The following is a 23,479-nucleotide window of genomic DNA, read 5'->3' as shown; positions in this document are numbered from 1 at the left end:
TAAAATGAATTAAATTTAATCTATCAAAATTCATCCCATTCTAATAGAGAATTAGGATGAATTAGTAACTTTTTCAATTTTGAGCGATAAACTGCTCAATTTCTGGTCCTTGCTCTTTTTTGAGGCGTTCCCAATCCGCTTGTGGCAAACGCACATCGAGCAACCAATTGCCTTGCTCATCATAGCTTTCATGATTAACGGCATTCAGATTGAAAAGCGCCCCCCGTAATTTTCCAAAAGCTGGCGGCAGGACCAATCTGTTGCTAAACATTTTTTTAGCAAGCAGTTCAGAGATTGCTTGGGACAACAACTCAATCCCTTCATTTGCCTGAGCAGAAAGCCATACCCTAATTGGCATTCCCTCATCATCTCTATCAATTTTGGGCTGGATCTCTTCGACTAAATCAATCTTGTTATACACTAACAATTGCGGGATTTCGTCCGCTTCAATCTCTTCAAGAACTGATTGTACCTGTTCTATGTTCTCTTTTCTTCTCTGATCAGCAACATCAACGACATGAAGTTGCAAATCGGCTTCTCTGGTTTCAGTCAATGTAGCCTTAAACGCAGCCACAAGATCATGAGGTAAATGCCTAATAAACCCTACTGTATCGGCAAGTATGACCGCTCCGACATCATCGATTTCGAGCTTTCTTAAGGTTGGGTCCAGTGTTGCAAACAATTGGTCAGCAGCATAAACCTCAGAATTAGTTATACGATTGAACAGAGTTGACTTACCAGCATTGGTGTACCCCACCAATGACACGGTTGGAATTTCATTACGGCTTCTCGCTCGACGCCCCTGCTCTCGGACAACAGCCACTTTGTCTAAACGCTTACGAATACTCTTGATTCTTTCTCTCAGTAAACGACGATCCGTCTCTAGCTGAGTCTCACCGGGTCCCCTAAGTCCAATCCCCCCTTTTTGTCTTTCAAGGTGGGTCCAACCTCTGATTAACCGAGTTGAAATATGCCGCAATTGCGCTAGCTCAACTTGTAACTTACCTTCATGCGTTCGAGCTCGCTGCGCAAATATATCTAAGATAAGTGTCGTTCTGTCCAAAACACGACAACGGCAGACATGCTCTAGGTTACGTTCTTGAGAAGGACTGAGTTGGTGATTAAATATAATGACGTCTGCTTTATAAGTTCTGACAATCTCGGCAATTTCTTCCGCTTTACCCGTTCCGACAAACAGTTTGGGGTGAGGTGCCTGACGGCTGCCTTGCACAACCGCCAAACTACTAACACCAGCAGAAGATACTAGCATTTCCAATTCTTGCAGATCTTCACGATCGCCTTCATTTGGAAACTCTATATGCACTAAGACTGCCTGTTCGCCGGCTTCATAACGGTCAAACAAGCAACATGCTCCTAATATCTATTAAAAATTACCATCTTCGTTTTGTTCTGCGCCTTCATTTCCTTGTGTGTTTTGGAAATTGACGGCCCTTGCAGGAACAACAGTTGAGATAGCATGTTTATATACCATTTGATTCACAGTATTTTCTAGTAAAATTACGAATTGGTCAAAAGACTGAATTTTACCTTGTAATTTGATGCCGTTAACTAAAAAAATTGAAACTGGAATGCGCTCACGACGCAAGACATTCAAAAATGGGTCTTGTAACGATTGGCCTTTTGCCATTTTCTTATCCTTCGTTCTAGGTGTTATTATGTTGAGTTAGTTGAATAAATATCAACAAAATATTGGTTCAACTACTATTAGCTTAGCGAACTTAAAATTCGTTGCAAGTTTTCTTGCTCTCCGGTTTCTAACCAAGTTACCTCAGGCCAACTCCGAAGCCAAGTCAATTGCCGCTTTGCTAGTTGTCTGGTTGCGGCGATACCTCTGAAAACCATTTCATCATAGTCATATTCACCGGCTAAATGTTCCCACATTTGCCTGTATCCAACACATCGGATAGAAGGCAAATCAGGGTGCAAATCCTTTCGATTATATAAGGCCAAAACTTCGTTTTTAAACCCTTGTTCTAGCATTATTTTAAATCTTTCCTCAATTCGCTCATGCAGCACTTTACGATCACTCGGTGCGATAGCAAATTGATGGAAGTCGTATGGCAAAGTAGGTTGTTTCTCCTTTTGCAATACTGACATCGGCTTACCTGTTATACGGAACACCTCCAAAGCCCGATTAATCCTTTGTGAGTCATTCTCACTAATTTTTCTGGCAGCTTGGGGGTCAACCTGCATTAACTCTGCATGCAATACTGGCCAGCCTTTTTCCGAAGCTTCTATTTCAAGCTCCGCACGGACCGACGCAGAGGCTTCTGGCAATGGTGACAAACCATCAATTAAGCCTTTAAAATACATCATTGTGCCCCCCACAAGCACAGGTACCTTACCCTGCTCATGAAGTTTATCAATACACGTAATCGCATCTCTGCGAAAATCAGCTACCGAATAACTGTCTTGTGGGTCAATCAAATCAATTAAACGATGAGGCGCTTGCGCCAGTTCGTTTTGATCAGGCTTTGCCGTACCTATATCCATTCCTTTGTATACAAGCGCCGAATCAACACTGATAATCTCAGTGTCTAGATGTTTACACAGGTCAATGGCCAACGCAGTTTTGCCAGCTGCGGTAGGGCCCATTAAAGTGATAACGGGTTTATTCTGCAAACTAATAACCTTTCGGTAGTAAATCTAAAATATAATTTGGCTCTATTTTAACTGCTTTTGCAGTAATTGCTGCTCTGCTTTTCTGTTTTTTTAGCATTTTTTCACGAACCAACTCAAAATGTTGGGAAGCAAAATAACTTTCTGGTGTATTTTCCAGCAACCAATCGATCCAGTAACTCAAATCCGAGTCAGCTTCAGACACGTTTTTGGATGTTTCCACAAGTATCGAGACACATTGTCCCACATCTAAACTATACAAGCTGACCGGGAGCTTTTTAACCATGACATGATTGTCTTTAAACAACATCTCGAAGCCTAGCAATGTTAGCCAAGAGTTCATGCTTTGTAATAACGCAGACTCAGCTTTCGATTGATTCACTCTAACAGGAAGCAGTAAAGCCTTACCAAGTAAGGTGCCATCTAGTTCGATTTGATCTTGCCAAAGCGTCTTTAGCCCATATTTGCCATGCGTCAAAAGTAACTGCTGAGACGTTTGGAGTAAAATACCGCCTTGAGGCAGGGCCATCCAGTGAGTTTGAACACATGTTTCAACCGAACTAACGCCTTCTCTCGGTGCCTGAGTTACCAAATCGGTTGAGACGTGTTCAGTGCTATTGTCTTCGTGGCTAAATGCTTGGTAGAGCTGATTAACATTAACCTTTTTTTGCTGAGTGGCAGCTGAATTATACTCTCTCTCCTGCCTATTTGGACCATTGCTCGATGCGCTTGAGTGACTTTTCGAGGCACTATTATGTGCCTTAAAAGCGGGGGAACTATCAAAGCTCACAGGCTCACGGATCTGCGCCTCATCATGACGCAGTGGTGTGCGGTATTCTTGGTGTATTGACTCAGCCGGCGGTTCTTCTGCCACGACAGGCTCAGAGATTTGCTCAAGAGGCAAGGGATCAGGCGTCACTGCTGGCGCAAGTAAAGACGGGGAACGCGGCTCAACGACTTGTTTAATTGCTTGGACAATAAAGTCATGTACTAATCGCGCTTGGTGAAATCTCACTTCGTGTTTTGCGGGATGTACATTCACATCAACTTGCCTTGGATCCAAGTTCAAATAAATCACAAACCCAGGTGTATCTGGGCTACCAGTCGCCTCTTCAAAAGCTTGGCGAATTGCGTGCAAAATCAGTTTATCACGCATCATTCGACCGTTGACATAGGTATATTGAGGTTGAGTGCTGCTCCCTATTGGTAACACCCAGCCATACAGTTCTAAGCCTTCGTAGCCGGATTCGATAAAGCTCGCTTCCCGCTGAAATACTCTTCCTGCGACATGCGCCACTCGCTCAATACTGCGGGGGTTTGATTGCGCCCGAAATTGACGTACCACTTTTTGATTGTGGGTTAAGGTAATAGCAATATCAAAACGGCTCAAAGCAATGCGTTTTACAAGTTCATCAATGTGGCTAAATTCCGTTTTCTCGGTACGCAAAAACTTACGCCTAGCAGGTGTGTTAAAGAATAGGTCTTTCACCTCAATGGTCGTACCGTTTGGGTGCGCCGTGGGCTGAATTTGAACAGCCATATCACGTCCCTCCGCACACGCTTGCCAGGCGGTATCTTGAGATTGCGGTTTAGCGCTTAATGTAAGCCTGGAGACGGAACTAATGGACGCCAGCGCCTCTCCCCTAAAGCCCAGTGACGCGATTGCTTCCAAGTCATCTAAATTTTTGAGTTTGCTAGTTGCATGGCGCGAAAGTGCCAAGGCCAATTCATCTTTGACAATACCCGAGCCATTATCACGAATGCGGATCAACTTGTGGCCACCACGTTCAATATCAATTTGAATACGGGTTGCGCCGGCATCAATGCTGTTTTCAACCAATTCTTTGACCACAGAGGCTGGTCGTTCAACCACTTCTCCAGCCGCAATTTGGTTCGCTAATCGCGCAGGTAATATCTCTATTGCCATTTATATTAAGCCCTAGGTATGGTCAAGACTTGACCTATATGTAGCGTGTTATTCTTCAATCGATTAGCCTTCTTCAATGCTGATACAGTTGTGCCATATCGAGCGGCCAATAAACTTAATGACTCCCCACGTTTAACTTTGTGATGACGCGGTTTATTTTCTTTTAGTCTTGCAAACAAAGAATCATCTGGTGGATTTTTTTGATAGTAGCGCTTTATCGAAACAAAAACCGCATTGGCTAAGCGCTGCTGATGATAGGCCGTTTTTAATTGCCTTTCCTCTTGCGGGTTAGAGATAAATCCAGTCTCCACCAAGATGGACGGGATATCTGGGGATTTTAAAACACCAAAGTTTGCAGCCTGAGGGCGCTTCTTATGTAATTTTGCAACTTTTTTTAGCTCAGAGACAATCTCTTCAGCGACCTGAAACCCCGTTTTCATGGAGTGATCCATCGACATATCCAACAACGCTTTGGCAAGGTATTTTTCATTCTCAGTGTCTTTGATGACCCCCGCTGCGCCACCGAGTAGCTGCGATTGCTTCTCTTTATTTTCCAGCCACTTACCAATTTCAGAGTTGGCCCTACGTAAAGAGAGCGTCCACACTGAAGCGCCCCTTGGTTTGGGGCTTGAAAAGGCGTCTGCATGAATCGACACAAAAAAGTCCGCGCGTTTGGTTCTGGCCTTTGATGTACGGGTGTTTAACTTGAGGAAGTAATCCCCGGAACGCGTGAGCTGCGCTGACATACCAGGTTCTTTATCAATCAGCTTGGCTAAGCGCTTGGCAATTTGCAACGTAATATGCTTTTCAAACGTACCAGAAGGACCAATCGAACCTGGGTCTTGGCCGCCATGGCCGGCATCAATCGCAATGATAATGTCCCTGTCTCGCTTTAAATCACGTTTCTTGTTTGTTGACTTTGGTGGCGCTGCTTTTTTTTGTCCGTATAAATCCACCACCAGTCTATCGGAACTCGATCCTGTCGGTGCAAGTGCAAAAATGACGGGTTTAGTTGGCCCACTAAGCTCGAACACGACCCGAGTCGCATTTTTCTTCTTTGGCTTGCTATAGCGGATTTTGTCAATGATGCGGTGCTTTTTTGGTATGCCTGGTAGCTTGGGGAGTTGTTTCGTATTCTCAAAGTCTACAACGAGCCTGAGCGGCTTTTGTAAAACAAAATAACTAAAGTCAGGTTTTTTAGACAAATCAAAAACCACGCGCGTACTTTCAGCTGATGGCCTAATACGCACATTGTTTATGGTATTTTTCGCTAACGTTTGTGCTGCAAACAACAGCAACACAAACATGATTATTATATTTATATACTTACTATGTGCACTACGCATAACTACTTATAGTTGCTAATAATTGCTTTCCTCGTTCACTTTGTGCTTTCAGGGTCACACTTCTTGCGTCCCCTTCATACGCTAAGTAAACATCAATATCGGGATGTGGTATGTACCCTTGCCCCTTTTCAGGCCACTCTACGATACACACTGTATTTGCAGAAAAGTAATCCCTAATCCCCATAAACTCAAGTTCTTCGGGATCTCCTAAGCGATACAAATCAAAGTGGTAAACCGCACGTTCTGATAATTCATAAGGTTCAACAAGCGTATAGGTTGGACTTTTAACATTACCTACATGCCCTAGACCTTGCACCAGACCTCGGGTCATCGTGGTTTTACCAGCACCCAGATCGCCATGCATATAAAAAACCGCCCCCTCCGTAATTGAAGACGCAAACCGTTTACCTAGCGCAATAGTTGCAAGCTCATCGGCCAGTGAAAGCTGCAAAGTATCGTTTTGGTTCATCCCATAATACCTCTAATATGGACAAATAAATCACTCGCGAGTAGTCCAAGCTGACCATCACGAGCAGCTTGCTCAGCTGCAAGACCATGAATATACACACCTAATGAGGCCGCTTCAAACCTATTCAAGCCTTGTGCCAATAAACCCGCAATTATACCAGATAATACATCGCCCATCCCAGCACTCGCCATTGCTTGTGACCCCGAGCGATTAATGTTTGTTCGTTTGCCATCGACAATTAAGCTGCCTGGACCTTTGAGGACGATACAAGCCGCATACTCCTTACTCAACAATTCCGCTAATTCGAACCGTTTTGCCGTATCAACTTCACAGTCGCCCAACAAGCGCCTTGCTTCACCTAAATGAGGGGTTAAAATCGCGCGCAGCCATGGCAAATGACTCTGTGCTAGCAAATTAATCCCATCCGCATCACAGACAACAGGCCCTTCAAATTGTTTCGCCGCATTAAATAGCTTTCGCGCCCACATATCTTGACCCAGACCAGGACCGATCACCACAACATCCGCCTTGGCCATTAAGACTTTTAATTCTGCCACAACAGAGATCCCATGGACCATCAGCTCATATCGCCCGTGTAATACCGCCTCCTGATTGTCAGGGTGTGTCGCCACAGATACCAATCCAGCCCCCGTACGCAGACAGGCTTCGGCGGCTAGCCTGATAGCGCCAGCCATCCCTTTACCACCGCCAATAAGTAAAACATGACCGCATTGATTTTTGTAACTATCTGGCGATCTTCTTGGTCGCAAAGAACGCAAATATTTACCACCCGGGTAACAACAGTTTGTATGAGAAAGGCGCTCAAAAGCATCTGCAATACCAAGATCAGCGAGCAACACCTCTCCCCCGTAGCTGGGGGCTGCGCCGGTCAGCATGCCTTGCTTAAGTGCTATAAATGTTAATGTGGTATCAGCATGGAAGGTACCTTGTGCGACTTCAGAGGTTGTGCCATTGATACCACTGGGTATATCAACCGCGAGCTTCCACGCTTTGCTCATGTTGTATTGCGCAAAAGCTTCTTTCACATGACACGGCAACTCCCCGCGAAAGCCAGTGCCAAATACCGCATCAACAATGGCATCATATGTATGTTCAGAGCAGGACCTAAACGCAACAACTTTACCACCACTGCGACAAAACAATTGATACGCCTCTGCCGCATCGCCCTTAAGCAACGTAGGCTCAAATAGTGCGCACACAGTGACGTTCATTTGTGCTTGTAAACACCGTTTTGCCAGCACAAACCCGTCACCGGCATTATTGCCTTTGCCGGTAAAGATTAGAATATTTCGCACCGCTTTATTGCGAATAAGCTCGAACAGCGCAAGACCCGCTCTTTGCATCAACTCGCGGAGCGTGGTGCCTGAATTTAATGCAGCCTGTTCCTCATGAAGCTTTACTTCTTGGGCACAGTAAGCAATTTGTGGTAAATTATGTGTGTATTGACCTTGCAAGATAGACATTCCGTGAATAAAGCCAAACCTACTATTAACTATACTGAACTTGCAGAAAAAATTAAGTATTGGGGAAAAGAATTAGGCTTTGCTGAAGTAGGCATTAGTGATATTGACCTGAGTGAACACGAAAACCAGCTACAGCGGTGGCTTGATTTAGGCTATCACGGTGAAATGGAGTATATGGCTGCACATGGCATGAAACGGGCAAGGCCAGCCGAACTTGTGCCCGGTACACAGAGTATTGTGTCAGTCAAAATGAACTACCTCCCCCCAGATGCCAGCTTTGCCAAAGCACTGAAAAATAGTACAACCGCCTACATTAGCCGCTATGCACTCGGGCGGGACTATCATAAAGTACTCAGAAATCGATTGAAAAAGCTTGGCCAACGCATAGAGCAAGAAGTTGGGCAATATGGGTTTCGACCTTTCGTAGACTCTGCACCCGTATTAGAAAGGCAAATCGCCGAAAAAGCGGGATTAGGCTGGCGAGGGAAAAATAGTCTGCTTATTCACAAACAAGCGGGATCATGGTTTTTCCTTGGTGAGCTATTTGTTGATTTACCACTCCCTGCCGACGAAAAACAAGTAGAAGAAGGCTGTGGTAAATGTAATGCCTGCATCAGCTTGTGCCCTACAGGGGCTATTGTGGCGCCTTACGTTGTCGATGCTCGGCGCTGTATCTCTTATCTAACCATCGAGCTTCAAGGCGCCATTCCAGAAGCATTTCGTCCACTATTGGGGAATCGAATTTACGGGTGTGATGATTGTCAACTTGTCTGCCCTTGGAACCGATTCGGTCAACTTACCGAAGAAGCTGATTTCCACCCACGAAAAACCATCAAAGATAGAGAAATGCTTGAGTTATTTGCGTGGGATGAAAAGACATTTTTAACAAACACCGAAGGTAGCCCAATTAGGCGAATTGGCCACGAACGTTGGCTAAGAAACTTGGCTGTGGGATTGGGCAATGCCAGTTACGATGAACGAATAATGCAAGCGTTGAGCGACAAACTCACTCATGCAACACCATTGGTAGCTGAGCATATTCGCTGGGCACTAGCTCAGCAACAGCAAAAACAACAAGATGAACGTAAAAAGGCAAGACTTATTCGCATTGTCGAAAAAGGCTTGCCACGGGATGCATAAAGCGCACTACGACGCTGCATCCTTATTGGTCAATAGACACAAATCATTTTCGATCTCCGTAAATGCGTCTTTCACTTGTGAAATTGCTTCCTCACGTGCAACGGAGCTTTGAATGGCTTCATCTATGTGGCGAAAAATAAACACCTCTTGATCTTCATCTAAGCCCATTGTTGGGATCCGAGACTCAAACAACTCTTGTAGCCGTTTAAAAATAGCCTCATTCTGAGAACGGTTGTTATTTAACATAGAAAGTAGCCCGGTGAATTTACTATGAATTGTTTTAATTGCCCCATTTAATTCAGACTGCTGACTGATGAGCTGGTTTTTTGTCAAAATAGACATTAACTGTTGTTCAGTCACACTCACGATAAAACAAATATGGTCACGTATACGACCGTGCTTATCAGGGTCTTCTGAAGGCATATTCAAAATTAATACACTTAACAATTCATAATTTACTAATATCCTGCTCGTAAATTCATGAAGCCTGCCTTTCGAATGTAAAATTTCAAACAACTCAACCACAATAGGCGAGCACATGCCTGTCGAAGCAAAGTGCAACCGCTCACTGTCGACGCGCATTTCAATATTGCAACTTAAGCCAAAGTTTGCCAAACAGCCTATCAGTGCGTCTGCCAATTCAGAAACGTCTTGAATGGCGCCTACCTGCTCAACAAAGTTGACAATTTGCCCCATTTCACTACTTGTTGCCATGGCACTAAACGCGGTGGTCGTCGCATCTTCTACTTGTTGCTCAAGGATATCTTTTTCTAATAGCATTTGCCCCAGATGTAACAGCTTGGCTTTTAACTCACTATGACCAAATGGCTTGACGATGTAGTCTTCAGCGCCAACTGAATAACCTTCCATACGCTCTTCAACTGAACCACGAGCAGATACGAACATTACGATAATGTGCTGTAATTCTGGATTGGACTTAATTGCTTTGCATACCTCATAACCGCTCATCTGTGGCATACTCACATCCAATAGAATCACCTGAGGATCGAACGCCTCAACGACCTCTAAACACTCCTGTCCACTGATAGCCGTTTTAACTTCAAAGTCCAAATCCTCCAAAATTTCCTCAATGATTTCGAGGTTGAAGGGTTCGTCATCCACTGCCAAAATTCGTTGTAATGCCATCGTTAATATCCTTTTGTGTTTTATTACTATTAGTTATAGTCAGTGATCCTACCTGTTGCTAGTCAGAGGTACTTTTTGGCAGCTCAATGACAAATTCTGCACCGCCAGAGTCACTATTTCGTGCATAAATGCATCCTTTATGCAGTAAGATAAATTCTTTACAAATCGCTAACCCCAGTCCTGTACCACCGGCTCCGCTATTCGTTTTGCTACTTTGTGCAAATTTATCAAAGATGTGCTCTAATTCATCATGCGGGATCCCAACGCCTTGATCGCAAATTGTTAAATACAATTTGCTATCATCCGCAGAGAGGTAGACTTGGACTTGACTATTGTCAGGGCTGAACTTCAATGCGTTACCAAGCAGGTTTCGAACAACTTGAATCATTTGGTCCCGATCACAAAAAACCACCAAGCTTTGATCATCGGTGTGCAGGTTAATAACAATGCCTTTTTCCATTGCCGAGCCAGAAACATCTTCAATGCCTTCTTGAAGCAAAGAGATAAAATTATTATTGCTCGGATTAAAGGGAAATCGACCGGCATCCAGTTTAGATAGATCCAATAAGTTATTGAGCAACATCAAAAGCCGCTCCCCGCTGGTTTCAATTCTAGACAAATATTTATTTAGTTTATCTATCGGTGCTTCTTTTGCTTTGAGTTTATCAATGCCAAAGCGCGCAAAACTCAAAATGGAATGCATCGGTGTTCTCAACTCATGAGACATATTTGCCAAAAATTCAGATTTGCTAATATTGGCCCGCTCTGCAGCGTCTTTAGCTGACTGCAACTGATAGGTTCTTGCCTGTACTTCTGCTTCTAAGACCTCTTTGGCTTCTTCAAGTAATTGTTGTTTACGTTTTAAATGCGCCACATTTTTGAAAATGGCTGCGAGGGCGATTTCACCGTGGTGATCTATTTCTATAAAAGTCCCCATTAAAGGAATAGATAACCCATCATTTCTCGGTAGCACCAAATCACAATCAAAATGCCGTGCAATTAAACTGGTTTCGATGCAACCTTGCAATACCGCCACTGATTGCCTTTCAAATAAATTAAAAATCGAATGCGCTTCCAATTCTTCCGCAGTTAATCCAAACAGGTTTAAGCAAGCATCATTGGCTTCTATAACATAGCCTTTGAGATTAAAAAGCATAATAGGATCTGGCGTATGTTTATAAATGACCCTGAGTAAACTGTCGCGCTCAATTAGGGCATCTACCGTGTCTTGAAGGCGTTCAACCAACTCTTGATTATGTCGTCTTAATAGTTCAGTTTGCCAAAGTTTATGCAGTGACTGTAATAGCGAGTTTTCATCTACTGGTTTGGTAAGTACATCTTCAACACCTTGACGGATGGCTTTTAACATATCGACCTGACTTTCTCGAGATGTCATTAACAGACAACGACAATTAACATGGACTTGCCGTACCACATCAAATATATCCAAACCTGTTTCCTGCTCGAGGTTAAAATCACAAATCAGCAAATCAAACTGATGTTGTTTAATAAGGGTTTCTACCTCCTTCGCGCAACTCGCAGTTTTTACATCAAGCTGCGCGCCTCTTAAACTCACTGATAGCTGCTTTAGCCTGTTTTCCATGTGATCAACCAAGAGGACCTTAGGCAACAACAACTGCGCTTGTTCACCTATCTCCAATACTCGCTCAAGCAACCCCGTAATTTCTTTGTTGCCGAAAAAAGGGTAAATCACGATAGCATTAGACAATACTCTGTTTAACTGGCTAAATGCACTCAGGTGCTCTGAGTTTTCAGGCTTGGGCGCAAGAAGAATGATTTTCTCGTGCTGACTGAGGCGCTCTAAAGTATCGAAGTACTCTGGCGGAATGCCATGCGCAATAGCAATGACATCAAAGTGACTAAAGGCAGTATCAGCATCTAAAGATTCGTAATGAATATGCTCTACTTCACTACCCAATAGCTCAAATAGTACTTTTATGCGCATGGCTAAAACACTATTACTATCTATGATCAAAACCTTATTCGACATAGCAACGTCCTGTATCCATAGTAAGATCCAGTGTAGTTCAAATAATTAAAGGCAAAGAAAATTTTATTGTAACAAAACGGTCAATTACACTGTCTTTGTAATGGCCAACCAGTCATTGATGCCAAGCACACGCTAAGGCGCAAGCGGCGTATTGAACTATTTTTAAATATCAGCGTATAAAATAAAAAACACGGAAATTATGATGATAAAACAAACTTTATTGGCTGCCGCATTTGCGCTAGCTAGCCCCCTATCACTGGCTAATTGTGACGATTTCACCAACGTGGAGCTCAGAAAACTACGCTCGAAAGAATCTGTCAACCTGTGCCAATTCAAAGATAAACCACTGCTATTGGTGAATACCGCGAGCAACTGTGGTTTCACAGGCCAATTTGAAGATTTAGAAAAACTGCACCAAAAATACAAGGATAAAGGGCTCGTTGTGATCGGCTTCCCGTCAGATGACTTTTTTCAGGAAGAACGCGACGAAGCTGATACAGCCAAAGTGTGCTTCATTAACTATGGGGTCACCTTTACCATGATGGCAACCAGTGACGTCAGGGGCGATGATGCTAACCCAATATTTAAGCACTTAGGTGAGCAGGCTGGTTCGCCAAAATGGAACTTTTACAAATACTTAGTCTCTGCAGATAGAAAAGAGATCCTACGCTTTGGCAGTCGCACAAAACCATTATCGGAAGAAATTATCACCGCGATAGAAAAGGAAATCAGGTAAAAGCATGCGTTTTTGATACTTTTGAATTAGAATAAGGTATGAACTAAATTGAGGCAAGCATGGAGAGAACATGACATTAGCAAGTGCAAGACATATTTTAGTGGATAGTGAAGCGCAATGTTTAGAACTCAAAAAGAGAATAGATGACGGAGAAGACTTTGCCGCGCTGGCAAAAGAGTTTTCTAATTGCCCTTCAGGACAAGACGGTGGTGCACTTGGCGAGTTTGGCCCCGGAATGATGGTTCCAGAATTCGACAAAGTCGTCTTTTCGGCACCACTAAATGAAGTACAAGGCCCAGTCCAAACTCAGTTTGGCTATCATCTACTGGAAGTCACAAGTCGACAAGACTAACCCTGTTAAAGGGCAAACTGGTTTATCTGGGTTTGCCCGACCCGCCCTGTTCTTATTCCCGTCTGCTTTAGACTTTTAACGAGTATACATGTACTTTCGTGACATGATTTGTCATGCTAGGTTTTCAATCAACCATAGAATAAGGGAATACAGATGATTTTATATGGCTCCGATACATCTCCTTATGTGAGACGACTTAGAATGTACTGTGCACTGCATGACCTGTCTTTTGAGTATCGTATCATTAATATTTTTGACCAGAATGAGAGGCAAATATTAATTGAGCACAACCCAGCTAGAAAAATCCCTTTTCTGATTTGTGGCGAGAAAGTGATATGTGACTCCAATACGATTGCTCGCTATCTTCAGAACAAGTTTTCACTGCCTCATTTGAACTGGGACCAAGAGAATTTATTAACCATCATCAATGCTTGTAATGACTCTCTGGTGGAAATGCTACTCGGACAGCGCTCGGACTTAGACACCCAAGGTGATGTGTTATTTTTTAATTTGCAGCGTGAACGTATAACTGAAACATTAAACTATTTAGATAAGCAATGTACAACAGATGCTTTTTTGAACTGCGAGTATCTACAGATCAGTTTATACTGCTTGTTAGATTGGATCCAATTCAGAAGTCTAGCTGACTTATCAACCCACCAAGGTTTACAAGCTCACCTAGAAAAATGGCATAGCCATGCCATTGCTCAGCAAACGGATCCGCGCAGCTAATTTTTTTATTGGTAATTTAATATGAATGATCTTGAGTTAGAATCAGAAGTAGTCAACTTTGTGACTGAAGTAAAGCAAAGCGAACAAGTATGGGCCCTTGGAGCAGAAGACGGCGGCTTCGTGATTGTTGAATCAAATCAATTTGAAGAATCTGACGTGTTGCTATTGTGGGCAGATGAATCAGCAGCACTAGCACAATGTAAAGACGAGTGGGAAGAGTTTAAACCTATTGCGATTAGCTTAGATTCGCTGCTTGATGAATGGATCGAGGATTTAAGAGACGACAATGCGCTCATCGGTATAAACTGGAATGACGATAATGTCTGCGTTGAAATTGAGCCGGTCAGTCTAGCTCGCGCACTCGCTGACTAACGCAATTAAGGTTCCTTCAATTGCGCGTACATACGCCTGAGTATGTACCCCTTTTTGGCTTGGTGCGGACAACGGCTCTGCACCAGCTGCTACCGCCTTATCATAACTACTGGACACATTTTCACACCCTAGCGTCAGCTCAAAACCCAGTGCAGGCTGTTTTGGCTGTGAACGAATATATGTCTGTTTAAATTGAGACTGTGCCACTGGGTGAGTCGCAAACGCAAGTAATACAGTGCCAGTTTCCAGCTCTCCATAGTCACCATTCTCTGTTACTGAGTGGGCATTGAGCCCAAATGCTTGAAAATAAAAATCTAAGACTTCTTCTACGTCATCGACATAAATGACCGTTTTAATAAAATGCATCACAACAATAAGTTAAGCAAATAAATACTAATAAAGCATAATAAATGAGCAGCGTAAAGTAATAAGCCAAAGCCTATCAAAACCGAGGCGTAAATAGTTAGGCCTATGCGCCTTATGGAGGCAAAAAAAATGGCGCACAATGCGCCACTTTTTAAGAAGGTTTATTTCTTTGTTCTTTTGTAAATGCTCTTAACTTACGTTTTTGAGACAATGTCATTTTATTTGAACGACCTGAATAAGGGTTATCACCTTCCCTAAATTCAATTTTAATTGGCGTTCCCATAATATTAAGTGCTTTGCGGTAGTAATTCATTAGGTAACGTTTGTAACTGTCTGGCAAGTCATGAACTTGGTTACCATGGATCACAATTCTTGGTGGGTTATAGCCACCGGCATGCGCATATTTCAATTTAACACGGCGACCACGTACTAATGGTGGTTGGTGATCCGCCTGCGCCATATCCATGATGCGTCTTAACATTGCGGTACTGACACGCTTGGTTGCGGATTCATAGGCTTCATCAACTGACTCAAACAAATGCCCGACACCCGTGCCATGTAATGCAGAAATAAAATGCAAGCGCGCAAAGTCGATAAAGCCTAGTCTTCTGTCTAGTTCTGACTTGATACGCTCTTTCACATAATTATCCAAGCCATCCCACTTATTCACTGCAATAACCAAAGAGCGGCCTGAGTTTAATGCAAAACCAAGTAAGCTTAGGTCTTGATCTGAAATGCCTTCACGCGCATCAACCACCAACAAAATTACATTTGCATCTTCGATTGCCTTGAGCGTCTTGATTACAGAGAACTTTTCAACAACATCGTTGACTTTCTTACGTTTACGAACACCGGCAGTATCAATTAGAACATACTCACGATCGTTGCGTGTCATTGGGATGTAAATGGAGTCTCGAGTGGTACCAGGCATATCATAAACAATCACCCTTTCTTCACCCAAAATACGGTTTGTCAGCGTCGATTTACCGACATTGGGGCGACCAATGATGGCTAATTTAACGGGTTTATCTTCAAAACCTGATTTGCCTTCTTCAGGGGCTTCTTCGCCCTCAAGATACAGTTCAGCAATGCGTTCGTCGCTGTGCTCTATGTCGTCTTCTTGCTTTGCTAGTTCAGCGACAATTGGGCCAAGCGTTGCCTCGAGAAGTTGGGTAACACCACGCCCGTGCGCTGCTGCAATTTGATGGATATCACCTAATGCGAGTTGATAAAACTCAGCACAGCTTGAATCAGCGTCTATGCCATCTGTTTTATTCGCAACAATAAAGCTTTTCTTTTCCTGTCTTCGTAAGTGCTGTGCAATCGCTTGATCCGCAACAGTCATGCCGGCACGGGCATCTACCAAAAACAGCACAATATCAGCTTCTTCAATCGCAAGAAGCGACTGCTCTGCCATTTCAGTTTCGATCCCCTCTTCACTGCCGTCAATACCGCCAGTATCAACAACAATGAATTCATAGCCATCGTAATCTGCCTGACCGTATTTACGATCGCGAGTCAGGCCAGGAAAGTCGGCTACCAATGCGTCACGAGTACGCGTTAATCGATTAAATAATGTGGACTTACCCACATTCGGCCGCCCTACCAGAGCGATCACAGGAAGCATAGACTACCTCTTTTTTAAACAACAAAAGGCTTCGCAGTGCGAAGCCTTACAAAAATCTTTTACTTAGTAACTACTAAGGAACTTTTATCGCACTAATTTCGCCGTCGCGTGTATAGACGAATAATTTATCGTCAACCACGATTGGCTCAACGAAAAAGCCCGAATCATCAAACTCTTGTCGAGAAACCAAATCACCGTTTTTTTTGTCTAGCCAGTGCAGGTTGCCTTCCTGATCACCAACCACAACATAATCACCCGCGATTGCAGGCGCTGTTAAGTACCAACCACGTAAACCCGATTGGCTCCAACGTTCCGTGCCCGAGTCTTTATCTAGAGCATAGAGCACACCTTCACTATCTACCAAGTAAATGGTATTCAACTCAATGGTTAAATCACGATAGCTACTGTATTCACGGTCCCAAACCACGTTGCCTGAACGTACGTCCAGTGCAGCGAGTTTGCCATTATACGCTATCGTGTACACATACGCACCGGATACAACAGGTTTTGTATCAACATCAACTAAACGTTCAAACTCAGAAGAACCTTCCGCCAGTGCAATATCCGTACTCCAAGCTGAAAAACCACTTTCAGCGATGAGTACAGTAAGCTTGCCGCTCTCTTCCCCAACAAGTACACCACCGTTGGCTGTTGTCGGGGAGCTAAGGCCGCGCAGCGTTAATGCCGGCACTTCTTGTTCGTAACTCCAACGCTGTTCACCCGTATCTGGGTGAAGTGCCAATAGCTTACCTGACCCCAAGTTGACGTAGATTAAGCCATCACCAGCACTGGGAGTCGACAAAGCTTCACCCGGTACAGATTTACGCCATACCGTCTCACCGGTTTCACGGTCAAGCGCAATCACCTCTCCGTGTTCTGAGCCAATATAAAGTTTACCGTAAGCCTGTAAAATACCGCCAGATAACTTTGCAGAGTCATCATCGGCCCAAGGCCATAAAGACGTTTCTTTGCGCGTGTCCACGACCCACAGTTGATCACCGGTATTTGTATTATAAGCCGCAACTCGCCCTTTTCGTTCTGCAACAAAGAGACGCTCATTATGTGTGGTTGGCGTTAAGCGAGAAAAGTAATGTTCAACACCATCTCCCAACGACTCTTGCCATAGCGTTTGAGTTTCAAACTGATTTACAATTTCTGGTAATACGAGTTCTTCTTCATCATCACTTGAAGAACACCCTAAAAGTGACGCCATACAAAGCGCCAGTGAGGCCATCGTCAACTTCTTCATGGCGACTCCTTAGTTTGACGCTTTAGCTAAATCATCCAACTTAATCTGCAACAACGCATTGTTTTGTGCACCGTCTGCATCTATTGCCTTTTGATATTGCTCACGTGCTTTTTCTTGGTCGCCTTGAGATAGGTAAATATCACCCTTCACTTCCGCAACTTGTGCTGAGAATGAGGCAGGAATTGACTTACTTAACGTTGCTAAAGCCTCATCATGCTTTGACTGAGCAAGTTGTACTCTTGCCAAGCGAAGTTGTGCCGTTGCTTTCAATTCTGGGCTTTGAACATTGTCTGCGATGAACGTAAGCTTAGTCGCAGCTTGTTCAAGTTCACCTGCGTCTACCGCTTCCTTAGCCGCAACAAATGCAGCTAAAACAGCATAATTAGAGCCTGCATTTTCAGTTAAGAACGCGTCGCTCTTTGCCAAAATATCGTCGCTCTCAATTAATTGATTGTAAGCTTCTGAGCTCGCTTCCGCAGATGCTATTTGGTTTTGGTTGTAAGCTTTCCAGCCATACAGTCCACCTAAACCTAACACAGCACCAATGATCAGAGGTGTGCCATTCTCTTTAAAAAAGCGTTTTATTGCTTCTGCTTGTTGTTCTTCTGTTGAATAAATTTCCATTCTAACCTCTTAACCAGCCAATTCGGCCAATAGTACTTGTGCCTCAGCCATTGGCAGCGTTATTTGTTCTTTTTGTTCGCGTAAGTATTTGATTGTAACTGTGTCGGTTGCAATTTCATTGTCGCCGAAAATCAAGGCAACCACAGCACCACTGTTATCAGCACGCTTCAATTGCTTTTTGAAATTACCACCACCGGCATGTACCTGCACGCGTAACCCTTTGATATCATCTCGAAGCTGATCAGCCAACGCAGGGGCTTTGATGCTCGCAGCATCTCCCATCGCAGCAACATAAACATCCACGTTGCGACGGATTTCACCAACACTTTTTAACTCTTCAAGTAACAGAACCAGTCTTTCCATACCCATTGCAAAACCAACGGCTGGGGTACCTTTACCGCCAAGTTGCTCTACAAGGCCATCATAGCGACCACCGGCACATACCGTGCCTTGAGCGCCCAAACTGTCTGTCACCCATTCGAATACTGTTCGGTTGTAATAGTCCAAACCACGCACTAGATTCTCATTTACCTGATATTCGACGCCTGCTGCGTCTAAACGTTCACATAAATTTGCAAAATGTTGTTGAGACTCTTCATCAAGATGCTCTGAAAGCTTAGGCGCGTCAGCAACAACCGCCTGTACTTCAGGGTTTTTGCTATCTAAAACACGTAAAGGATTAGAGTACATACGACGCTTAGCGTCTTCATCTAACTTGTCTTGATGCTGCTCAAGGTACGCAATTAGTACCTCTTTATAGGCTGCACGTGCTTCATTCGAGCCGAGCGAATTGAGTTCCAAACGTACATGTTCACTGATCCCAAAGGCTTTCCATAAACGCGCCGTCATGATGATAAGTTCAGCATCGATGTCAGCTGTCGCAATACCAAACGTTTCTACACCAAACTGATGGAATTGACGGTAGCGTCCTTTTTGTGGACGCTCTCGGCGGAACATAGGACCCATGTACCAAAGGCGTTGTTCTTGGTTATAGAGTAAACCTTCTTGAATACCGGCTCTTACACACACCGCTGTGCCTTCAGGGCGCAAAGTTAAGCTATCGCCATTGCGGTCTTCAAAAGTGTACATTTCCTTTTCAACGATATCGGTTACTTCGCCAATAGAGCGCTTAAACAGATCGGTTGACTCTACAATAGGAAAGCGGATTTCTTGATATCCAAACGCTGCTAATGTGTCTCTGAGAGTCGTTTCTATTTTTTGCCAGATCTGAGTTGTACCCGGTAGGCAATCTTTCATGCCACGAATTGCCTTAATTTGATTTGCCACTGAAATTCCTAAATATTAACTATTCTTTTCTCTAAATTACGAATGCAGGATATTAAAAAGTCCTGAGTGCAGTGCGATAAAATGCCTCATTATACCCTGCTCGCTTAAAACGTAAACGAAATAAATTCAACCACTGGGGTGGATTATTCCTCGATGATTTTTACGTCTATGCTTGGTTGCGCTTCTTTTTTTGCAACATAATCTCGCACTTGTTCTTCTAACTGCTCTACAATATTATCGTTATCAATACGCGTTTTTTGACGTTCACCATTGATATATAGCCCTGAACGGCGATTAGCGCCCGCTAGTCCCAAATCACTGACAAGCGCTTCACCTGGTCCATTTACAACACAGCCTATCACTGACACTGTGATCGGGGAAATAATATCCTCAAGCCGTTCTTCTAATTGATTCATTGTGTTTACAACATCAAACTCTTGGCGAGAACAACTGGGACAAGCAATAAAGTTGATGCCTCGAGAGCGTATGCGCAGTGATTTTAAGATATCAAATCCAACTTTGATTTCTTGCACCGGATCTGCGGCCAAAGAAACACGCAGCGTATCGCCGATGCCCTCAGCAAGCAACATACCAAGCCCTACCGCAGACTTTACTGAGCCAGCTCTAAATCCGCCCGCTTCTGTAATACCCAAATGTAAAGGTTGATCAATTTCTTTCGCCAGTAAACGGTACGCCCCTACCGCTAAAAATACGTCAGATGCCTTTACAGACACCTTAAATTGGTCAAAGTTCAGTCTCTGTAAGATCTCCACATGACGCATGGCAGATTCAAGCAGTGCTTCAGGTGTTGGTTCACCATATTTCTCTTGCAGATCTCGCTCTAAAGATCCTCCATTCACCCCAATACGAATCGGAATATTACGCTCTTGTGCGGCGTCCACAACGGCACGAATACGGTCTTCACTGCCAATATTGCCAGGATTTATCCTTAAACAGTCCACCCCATATTGGGCGACTTTTAGCGCAATGCGATAATCAAAATGAATATCTGCAACCAGTGGAATATCCACTTGCTCTTTGATGCTTTTAAATGCTTCCGCCGTATCCATCGTTGGTACTGACACACGCACAATATCTGCACCGGCGTCTTGAATAGCGCGAATTTGCGCAACCGTGGCGTCCACATCAAGTGTATCGGTATTTGTCATGGACTGAACAGCGATTGGCGCACCATCGCCTATTGGCACATTACCAACATTGATCCGTGTGGATTTTCTTCGTTTGATCGGTGATTCTGAAAACATGACGACTACTCTGCTAACGGTAAATTAAATTTTGCTAATCGGTTACGAGGCAACCCTGAAATATCAACTGGTTGACCATCCAGTTCAATACTGACCACTTGATGCTTCCCTAACACAACAGAAAACGGCGCCATGCCGCTCACAGTCATCGTGTAGCCAGCCTTTTTGACACCAAATGCAATCCGTTCTTGCGTCGCGTCAAAAATCTCTACCCAGCTGTCTTCTGTAAAGTGCATAACGACTTGACTGACGGTCGCAGGTTCAGCGTTATTTGCAGCTGATGTGGGCATTGGTGTTGACGAACTGGCTACCACGTCCGCTGTTTCTGTTTGCTGCTCCAGCGGTGCTTGCTGTTCCTCGACGTGAACTTGCTCTGTGTCTGGCGAAGATGACATTGTCGGCACAGCTTCAGATGTATTTACATCGCTCTCGGGTGGTGCTACTGGTGAGTCTGGTACGCTTGCCGTCTCGCTCAAAGCTGGCTGAAACTCAAGTGCAGACTGTTCACTGGCGTTGATATCCTGTGCTTCAATCGCGCTGCGGGTGTCTGGAATAAAATTCGATTCCTCGACGCTGTCTGAGTTGCTTGCAGTTTGCCACCACCACAATGCAGATAAGCCAACAAAAACAATCGCGACAATATAGCTTACCGTCATTAATCGACTATCATGCGCTTCTTTCTCTGTGCGTCGCGAGAAGCTTTTCATATTCCGTTTTTGCTCTGGTACATGGGGGCTTTGATACAAACTCAAAACCTGCTCGCTATCTAAACCAAGTAACGCACTATAGCTTTTTATGTAGCCTCTCACAAAAGTTTCAGGCCCTAAGCTTTGATATTCATCTTGCTCAAGCTTGGTCAGTTGAGTGTGATTAAGCTTTAAGCGACCAGCAATGTCTTCAAGGCTCAAATTTTGCTGAGCTCTAGCAGTAGCTAAGGTTTGGCCGAGGGAAACGGTCTCAACCGCGGTTTCAATCTCTTCTTGGTTCATAAAATATAGTTATTCGGGTCTACTATTAAAATACGTCGCCCAGGCTCAAGGGCAACATCTGGTGTTAATCTGTTCCAACGCATTAGGTCATCAATCAATAATTTGTGCTTAATGGCAATGTCGAATAAAGACTCACCTTTGACAATTGAATGCGTTGTGTTTGGATCATTTAAATAAATTACTTGTCCAATAGTAAGTCGGTCAGACTGTTTTAATGCATTCCATTTTAACAACTTTTCCAGCTTAATATTATATTTAACCGACAAACTAAATAGGTTTTCTCCCATTTTAATACTGTGAGATGGCACCTTAGGTACAAATATCTCCTCATTCAGCATTTTTCCGCTATCTTGCACGGGCGCATGCGTCGCTAAGCCAACCTGTGGCGTAAAAACAATGTCACTTGGGTCTGTGCGATGAAACACGACTTGCGCAACATTTTGTTCTGGTGCGCCTGACACGAATCGCACAGGTTGTTGCGTTTGCGTGCCTACAGGCTGAACATCAAGTTGGGTTGGCGGCGCCAACTGTACTCTACGAGGCGCGGGTGAATCTGTTATGAATGTCTCTGACGCTGCAGATACTGTCTGAGGTGCTTTTTCTGCTTTGTTTGCGGGTGCATTGGTTGCCTCAGACGTGACAGTCGCTGTTACTAACGAGCGTGAAGGACGCTGCTGCATCACTGCATCGGATTCATTTGAGATACGCTTTGGCGTTTTTCGCTTTATTTTAATCTGAGGGTTTGCAACTGCGCTAGTGCCATCAATATTGGTGATTTTATCAAGCTGAGCAGTTCTATACTGCTCTTTAAGTTGCTCAAATTCACTTAAGTTCAGTGTATTATTGATAACGAGACGCGCTTCTACAGAGTTGGGGTATGTTTGTAGCAACAAAGTTTCAAGCTCTTGCGCATATTGTAACCTCCCCATCCTAGAAACCAGCAAATGCTCGAGCAACATACCTCTTGCAGAGACAAAGCCTTTATTCGCGTAAAGCTTGAGGACATCCTCAGCTTTATGTAGCTCACTTTTCGCGTAAAAAATACTGGCTGTTAATATCAGGACAGACTGCCTTTGAGAATTGTGATCTAACGCTCTTTTCAGATAATCCAATGCCAAATCAAAGCTATCCTGGCGCAATGCACACAACGCTAAATTTTCGTAACTTTCGGCCACGCGTAAATAGCTTGGGATATCGATGGCTTTGAAGAATTGTTCGGTTGCCTTGTCATATTCGCCGATACGACACAAAAATGTACCATAGTTATTGCGCGTATTCGGGTCATTTGGACCGAATTTAAGTGCTTGAATATATGAGTTTTCGGCTTTTTCATTCTCACCGACTTGCTCGAAATAATAAGCAAGCGCGTAGTGACTTTCAGGAAGTTTGGGGGCTAGGCTCAGCGCGCGATCTAAGTTGTACTTTGCTTGGGTATTGTTACCTACGCCTAAATACTGCAAAGCCAGTGCAATACGTGTTTTCGCCGCGTCTTGATTGTCCGTCTTTTTTTGTACGACAGGTTTGTTGCTATTTGCGTAGCGGGTTTCAGTTACACACCCACTTAAACCAAGTAACATAACAGGCACGCTCGCACTAACAAGCCAGCGTTTAATTGTCATACGGGTTAGCTTAGTAAGTAAAACATCAGTAAAAGCAGGCATTAACCACCCTTTTGCCAAGACACGATGACTCTATATTACCTGAAAGCCATCGTGTT

General features: G+C 43.9%; 22 protein-coding genes. 5 read left to right on the top strand and 17 right to left on the bottom strand.

Annotated elements, in window-relative coordinates:
* Positions 1 to 73: 73 nt before the first annotated feature.
* The 7 genes from hflX to L1286_RS05425 form a co-directional block, all read right to left on the bottom strand.
* Positions 74 to 1,363, bottom strand: a complete 1,290-nt coding sequence (gene hflX, locus L1286_RS05455; protein ID WP_235405888.1) for a ribosome rescue GTPase HflX — start codon at positions 1,361 to 1,363, stop codon at positions 74 to 76.
* Positions 1,364 to 1,384: 21 nt separating this feature from the next.
* Positions 1,385 to 1,648 carry an RNA chaperone Hfq gene (gene hfq, locus L1286_RS05450; RefSeq protein WP_039611821.1) on the bottom strand — a complete coding sequence of 88 codons (264 nt, stop codon included), beginning with the start codon at positions 1,646 to 1,648 and terminating at the stop codon, positions 1,385 to 1,387.
* A 77-nt stretch (positions 1,649 to 1,725) separates the two neighbouring features.
* The gene (gene miaA / locus L1286_RS05445) at positions 1,726 to 2,616 is read right to left on the bottom strand and encodes a tRNA (adenosine(37)-N6)-dimethylallyltransferase MiaA (protein ID WP_235405935.1); all 891 of its coding nucleotides are present in this window, start codon (positions 2,614 to 2,616) and stop codon (positions 1,726 to 1,728) included.
* Positions 2,617 to 2,644: 28 nt separating this feature from the next.
* Positions 2,645 to 4,567 carry a DNA mismatch repair endonuclease MutL gene (gene mutL, locus L1286_RS05440; RefSeq protein WP_235405887.1) on the bottom strand — a complete coding sequence of 641 codons (1,923 nt, stop codon included), beginning with the start codon at positions 4,565 to 4,567 and terminating at the stop codon, positions 2,645 to 2,647.
* 5 nt (positions 4,568 to 4,572) lie between these two features.
* On the bottom strand, positions 4,573 to 5,874 hold the full coding sequence (locus L1286_RS05435; RefSeq protein WP_235405886.1) for an N-acetylmuramoyl-L-alanine amidase: 1,302 nt from the start codon (positions 5,872 to 5,874) through the stop codon (positions 4,573 to 4,575).
* Between the two features lie 31 nt (positions 5,875 to 5,905).
* Complete coding sequence (tsaE, locus tag L1286_RS05430; RefSeq protein WP_235405885.1) at positions 5,906 to 6,382, bottom strand: tRNA (adenosine(37)-N6)-threonylcarbamoyltransferase complex ATPase subunit type 1 TsaE; 477 nt, start codon at positions 6,380 to 6,382, stop codon at positions 5,906 to 5,908.
* Entirely contained in the window at positions 6,379 to 7,866 is a 1,488-nt protein-coding gene (locus L1286_RS05425; protein WP_235405884.1) for an NAD(P)H-hydrate dehydratase, read from the bottom strand. Before L1286_RS05425 ends, tsaE begins: the two co-directional genes overlap by 4 nt.
* Positions 7,867 to 7,869: 3 nt before the next feature.
* On the opposite strand from L1286_RS05425, the gene queG reads away from it, so the two are divergent.
* The gene (gene queG, locus L1286_RS05420) at positions 7,870 to 9,006 is read left to right on the top strand and encodes a tRNA epoxyqueuosine(34) reductase QueG (protein ID WP_235405883.1); all 1,137 of its coding nucleotides are present in this window, start codon (positions 7,870 to 7,872) and stop codon (positions 9,004 to 9,006) included.
* A gap of 6 nt (positions 9,007 to 9,012) precedes the next feature.
* Here the strand turns inward: queG and L1286_RS05415 are convergent, their stop codons facing one another.
* Both L1286_RS05415 and L1286_RS05410 read right to left on the bottom strand, forming a co-directional pair.
* A complete protein-coding gene (locus L1286_RS05415) occupies positions 9,013 to 10,152 on the bottom strand; it encodes a response regulator (protein WP_235405882.1) in 1,140 nt (379 codons plus the stop codon).
* A 58-nt stretch (positions 10,153 to 10,210) separates the two neighbouring features.
* The gene (locus L1286_RS05410; protein WP_235405881.1) at positions 10,211 to 12,163 is read right to left on the bottom strand and encodes an ATP-binding protein; all 1,953 of its coding nucleotides are present in this window, start codon (positions 12,161 to 12,163) and stop codon (positions 10,211 to 10,213) included.
* 202 nt (positions 12,164 to 12,365) lie between these two features.
* Between L1286_RS05410 and L1286_RS05405 the strand changes: the two genes are divergently transcribed.
* From L1286_RS05405 to L1286_RS05390, 4 genes are all read left to right on the top strand, one after another.
* Complete coding sequence (locus tag L1286_RS05405) at positions 12,366 to 12,899, top strand: glutathione peroxidase (RefSeq protein ID WP_442961678.1); 534 nt, start codon at positions 12,366 to 12,368, stop codon at positions 12,897 to 12,899.
* Positions 12,900 to 12,969: 70 nt separating this feature from the next.
* Positions 12,970 to 13,251 (top strand): peptidylprolyl isomerase, encoded by a 282-nt coding sequence (locus L1286_RS05400; protein WP_063358812.1) that lies wholly within the window; start codon positions 12,970 to 12,972, stop codon positions 13,249 to 13,251.
* Positions 13,252 to 13,404: 153 nt separating this feature from the next.
* Complete coding sequence (locus tag L1286_RS05395) at positions 13,405 to 13,983, top strand: glutathione S-transferase family protein (protein WP_235405879.1); 579 nt, start codon at positions 13,405 to 13,407, stop codon at positions 13,981 to 13,983.
* Positions 13,984 to 14,004: 21 nt separating this feature from the next.
* Entirely contained in the window at positions 14,005 to 14,355 is a 351-nt protein-coding gene (locus tag L1286_RS05390) for a DUF2750 domain-containing protein (RefSeq protein WP_235405878.1), read from the top strand.
* On the opposite strand, the gene L1286_RS05385 is transcribed toward L1286_RS05390, so the two are convergent.
* From L1286_RS05385 to pilW, 8 genes are all read right to left on the bottom strand, one after another.
* A complete protein-coding gene (locus tag L1286_RS05385; RefSeq protein WP_235405877.1) occupies positions 14,332 to 14,721 on the bottom strand; it encodes a VOC family protein in 390 nt (129 codons plus the stop codon). The genes L1286_RS05390 and L1286_RS05385 overlap by 24 nt on opposite strands.
* A gap of 151 nt (positions 14,722 to 14,872) precedes the next feature.
* The gene (gene der, locus L1286_RS05380) at positions 14,873 to 16,348 is read right to left on the bottom strand and encodes a ribosome biogenesis GTPase Der (protein ID WP_235405876.1); all 1,476 of its coding nucleotides are present in this window, start codon (positions 16,346 to 16,348) and stop codon (positions 14,873 to 14,875) included.
* Positions 16,349 to 16,421: 73 nt separating this feature from the next.
* A complete protein-coding gene (gene bamB, locus L1286_RS05375) occupies positions 16,422 to 17,597 on the bottom strand; it encodes an outer membrane protein assembly factor BamB (RefSeq protein ID WP_235405875.1) in 1,176 nt (391 codons plus the stop codon).
* 9 nt (positions 17,598 to 17,606) lie between these two features.
* On the bottom strand, positions 17,607 to 18,221 hold the full coding sequence (locus tag L1286_RS05370; RefSeq protein ID WP_235405874.1) for a YfgM family protein: 615 nt from the start codon (positions 18,219 to 18,221) through the stop codon (positions 17,607 to 17,609).
* Positions 18,222 to 18,230: 9 nt separating this feature from the next.
* Complete coding sequence (gene hisS / locus L1286_RS05365) at positions 18,231 to 19,508, bottom strand: histidine--tRNA ligase (RefSeq protein ID WP_235405873.1); 1,278 nt, start codon at positions 19,506 to 19,508, stop codon at positions 18,231 to 18,233.
* 143 nt (positions 19,509 to 19,651) lie between these two features.
* The gene (ispG, locus tag L1286_RS05360) at positions 19,652 to 20,773 is read right to left on the bottom strand and encodes a flavodoxin-dependent (E)-4-hydroxy-3-methylbut-2-enyl-diphosphate synthase (protein WP_235405872.1); all 1,122 of its coding nucleotides are present in this window, start codon (positions 20,771 to 20,773) and stop codon (positions 19,652 to 19,654) included.
* A gap of 5 nt (positions 20,774 to 20,778) precedes the next feature.
* Positions 20,779 to 21,762, bottom strand: coding sequence for a RodZ domain-containing protein (locus L1286_RS05355; RefSeq protein WP_235405871.1), 984 nt, complete (start codon positions 21,760 to 21,762; stop codon positions 20,779 to 20,781).
* Positions 21,759 to 23,423, bottom strand: coding sequence for a type IV pilus biogenesis/stability protein PilW (gene pilW, locus L1286_RS05350; RefSeq protein WP_235405870.1), 1,665 nt, complete (start codon positions 23,421 to 23,423; stop codon positions 21,759 to 21,761). Before pilW ends, L1286_RS05355 begins: the two co-directional genes overlap by 4 nt.
* Positions 23,424 to 23,479 lie beyond the last annotated feature (56 nt).

The organism is Pseudoalteromonas sp. SMS1 (assembly GCF_021530565.1).
In the GTDB taxonomy this organism is placed as follows: domain Bacteria; phylum Pseudomonadota; class Gammaproteobacteria; order Enterobacterales; family Alteromonadaceae; genus Pseudoalteromonas.
Note: the sequence above shows the minus strand (reverse complement) of the source record. Positions and strands in the feature narration are given on the sequence as shown.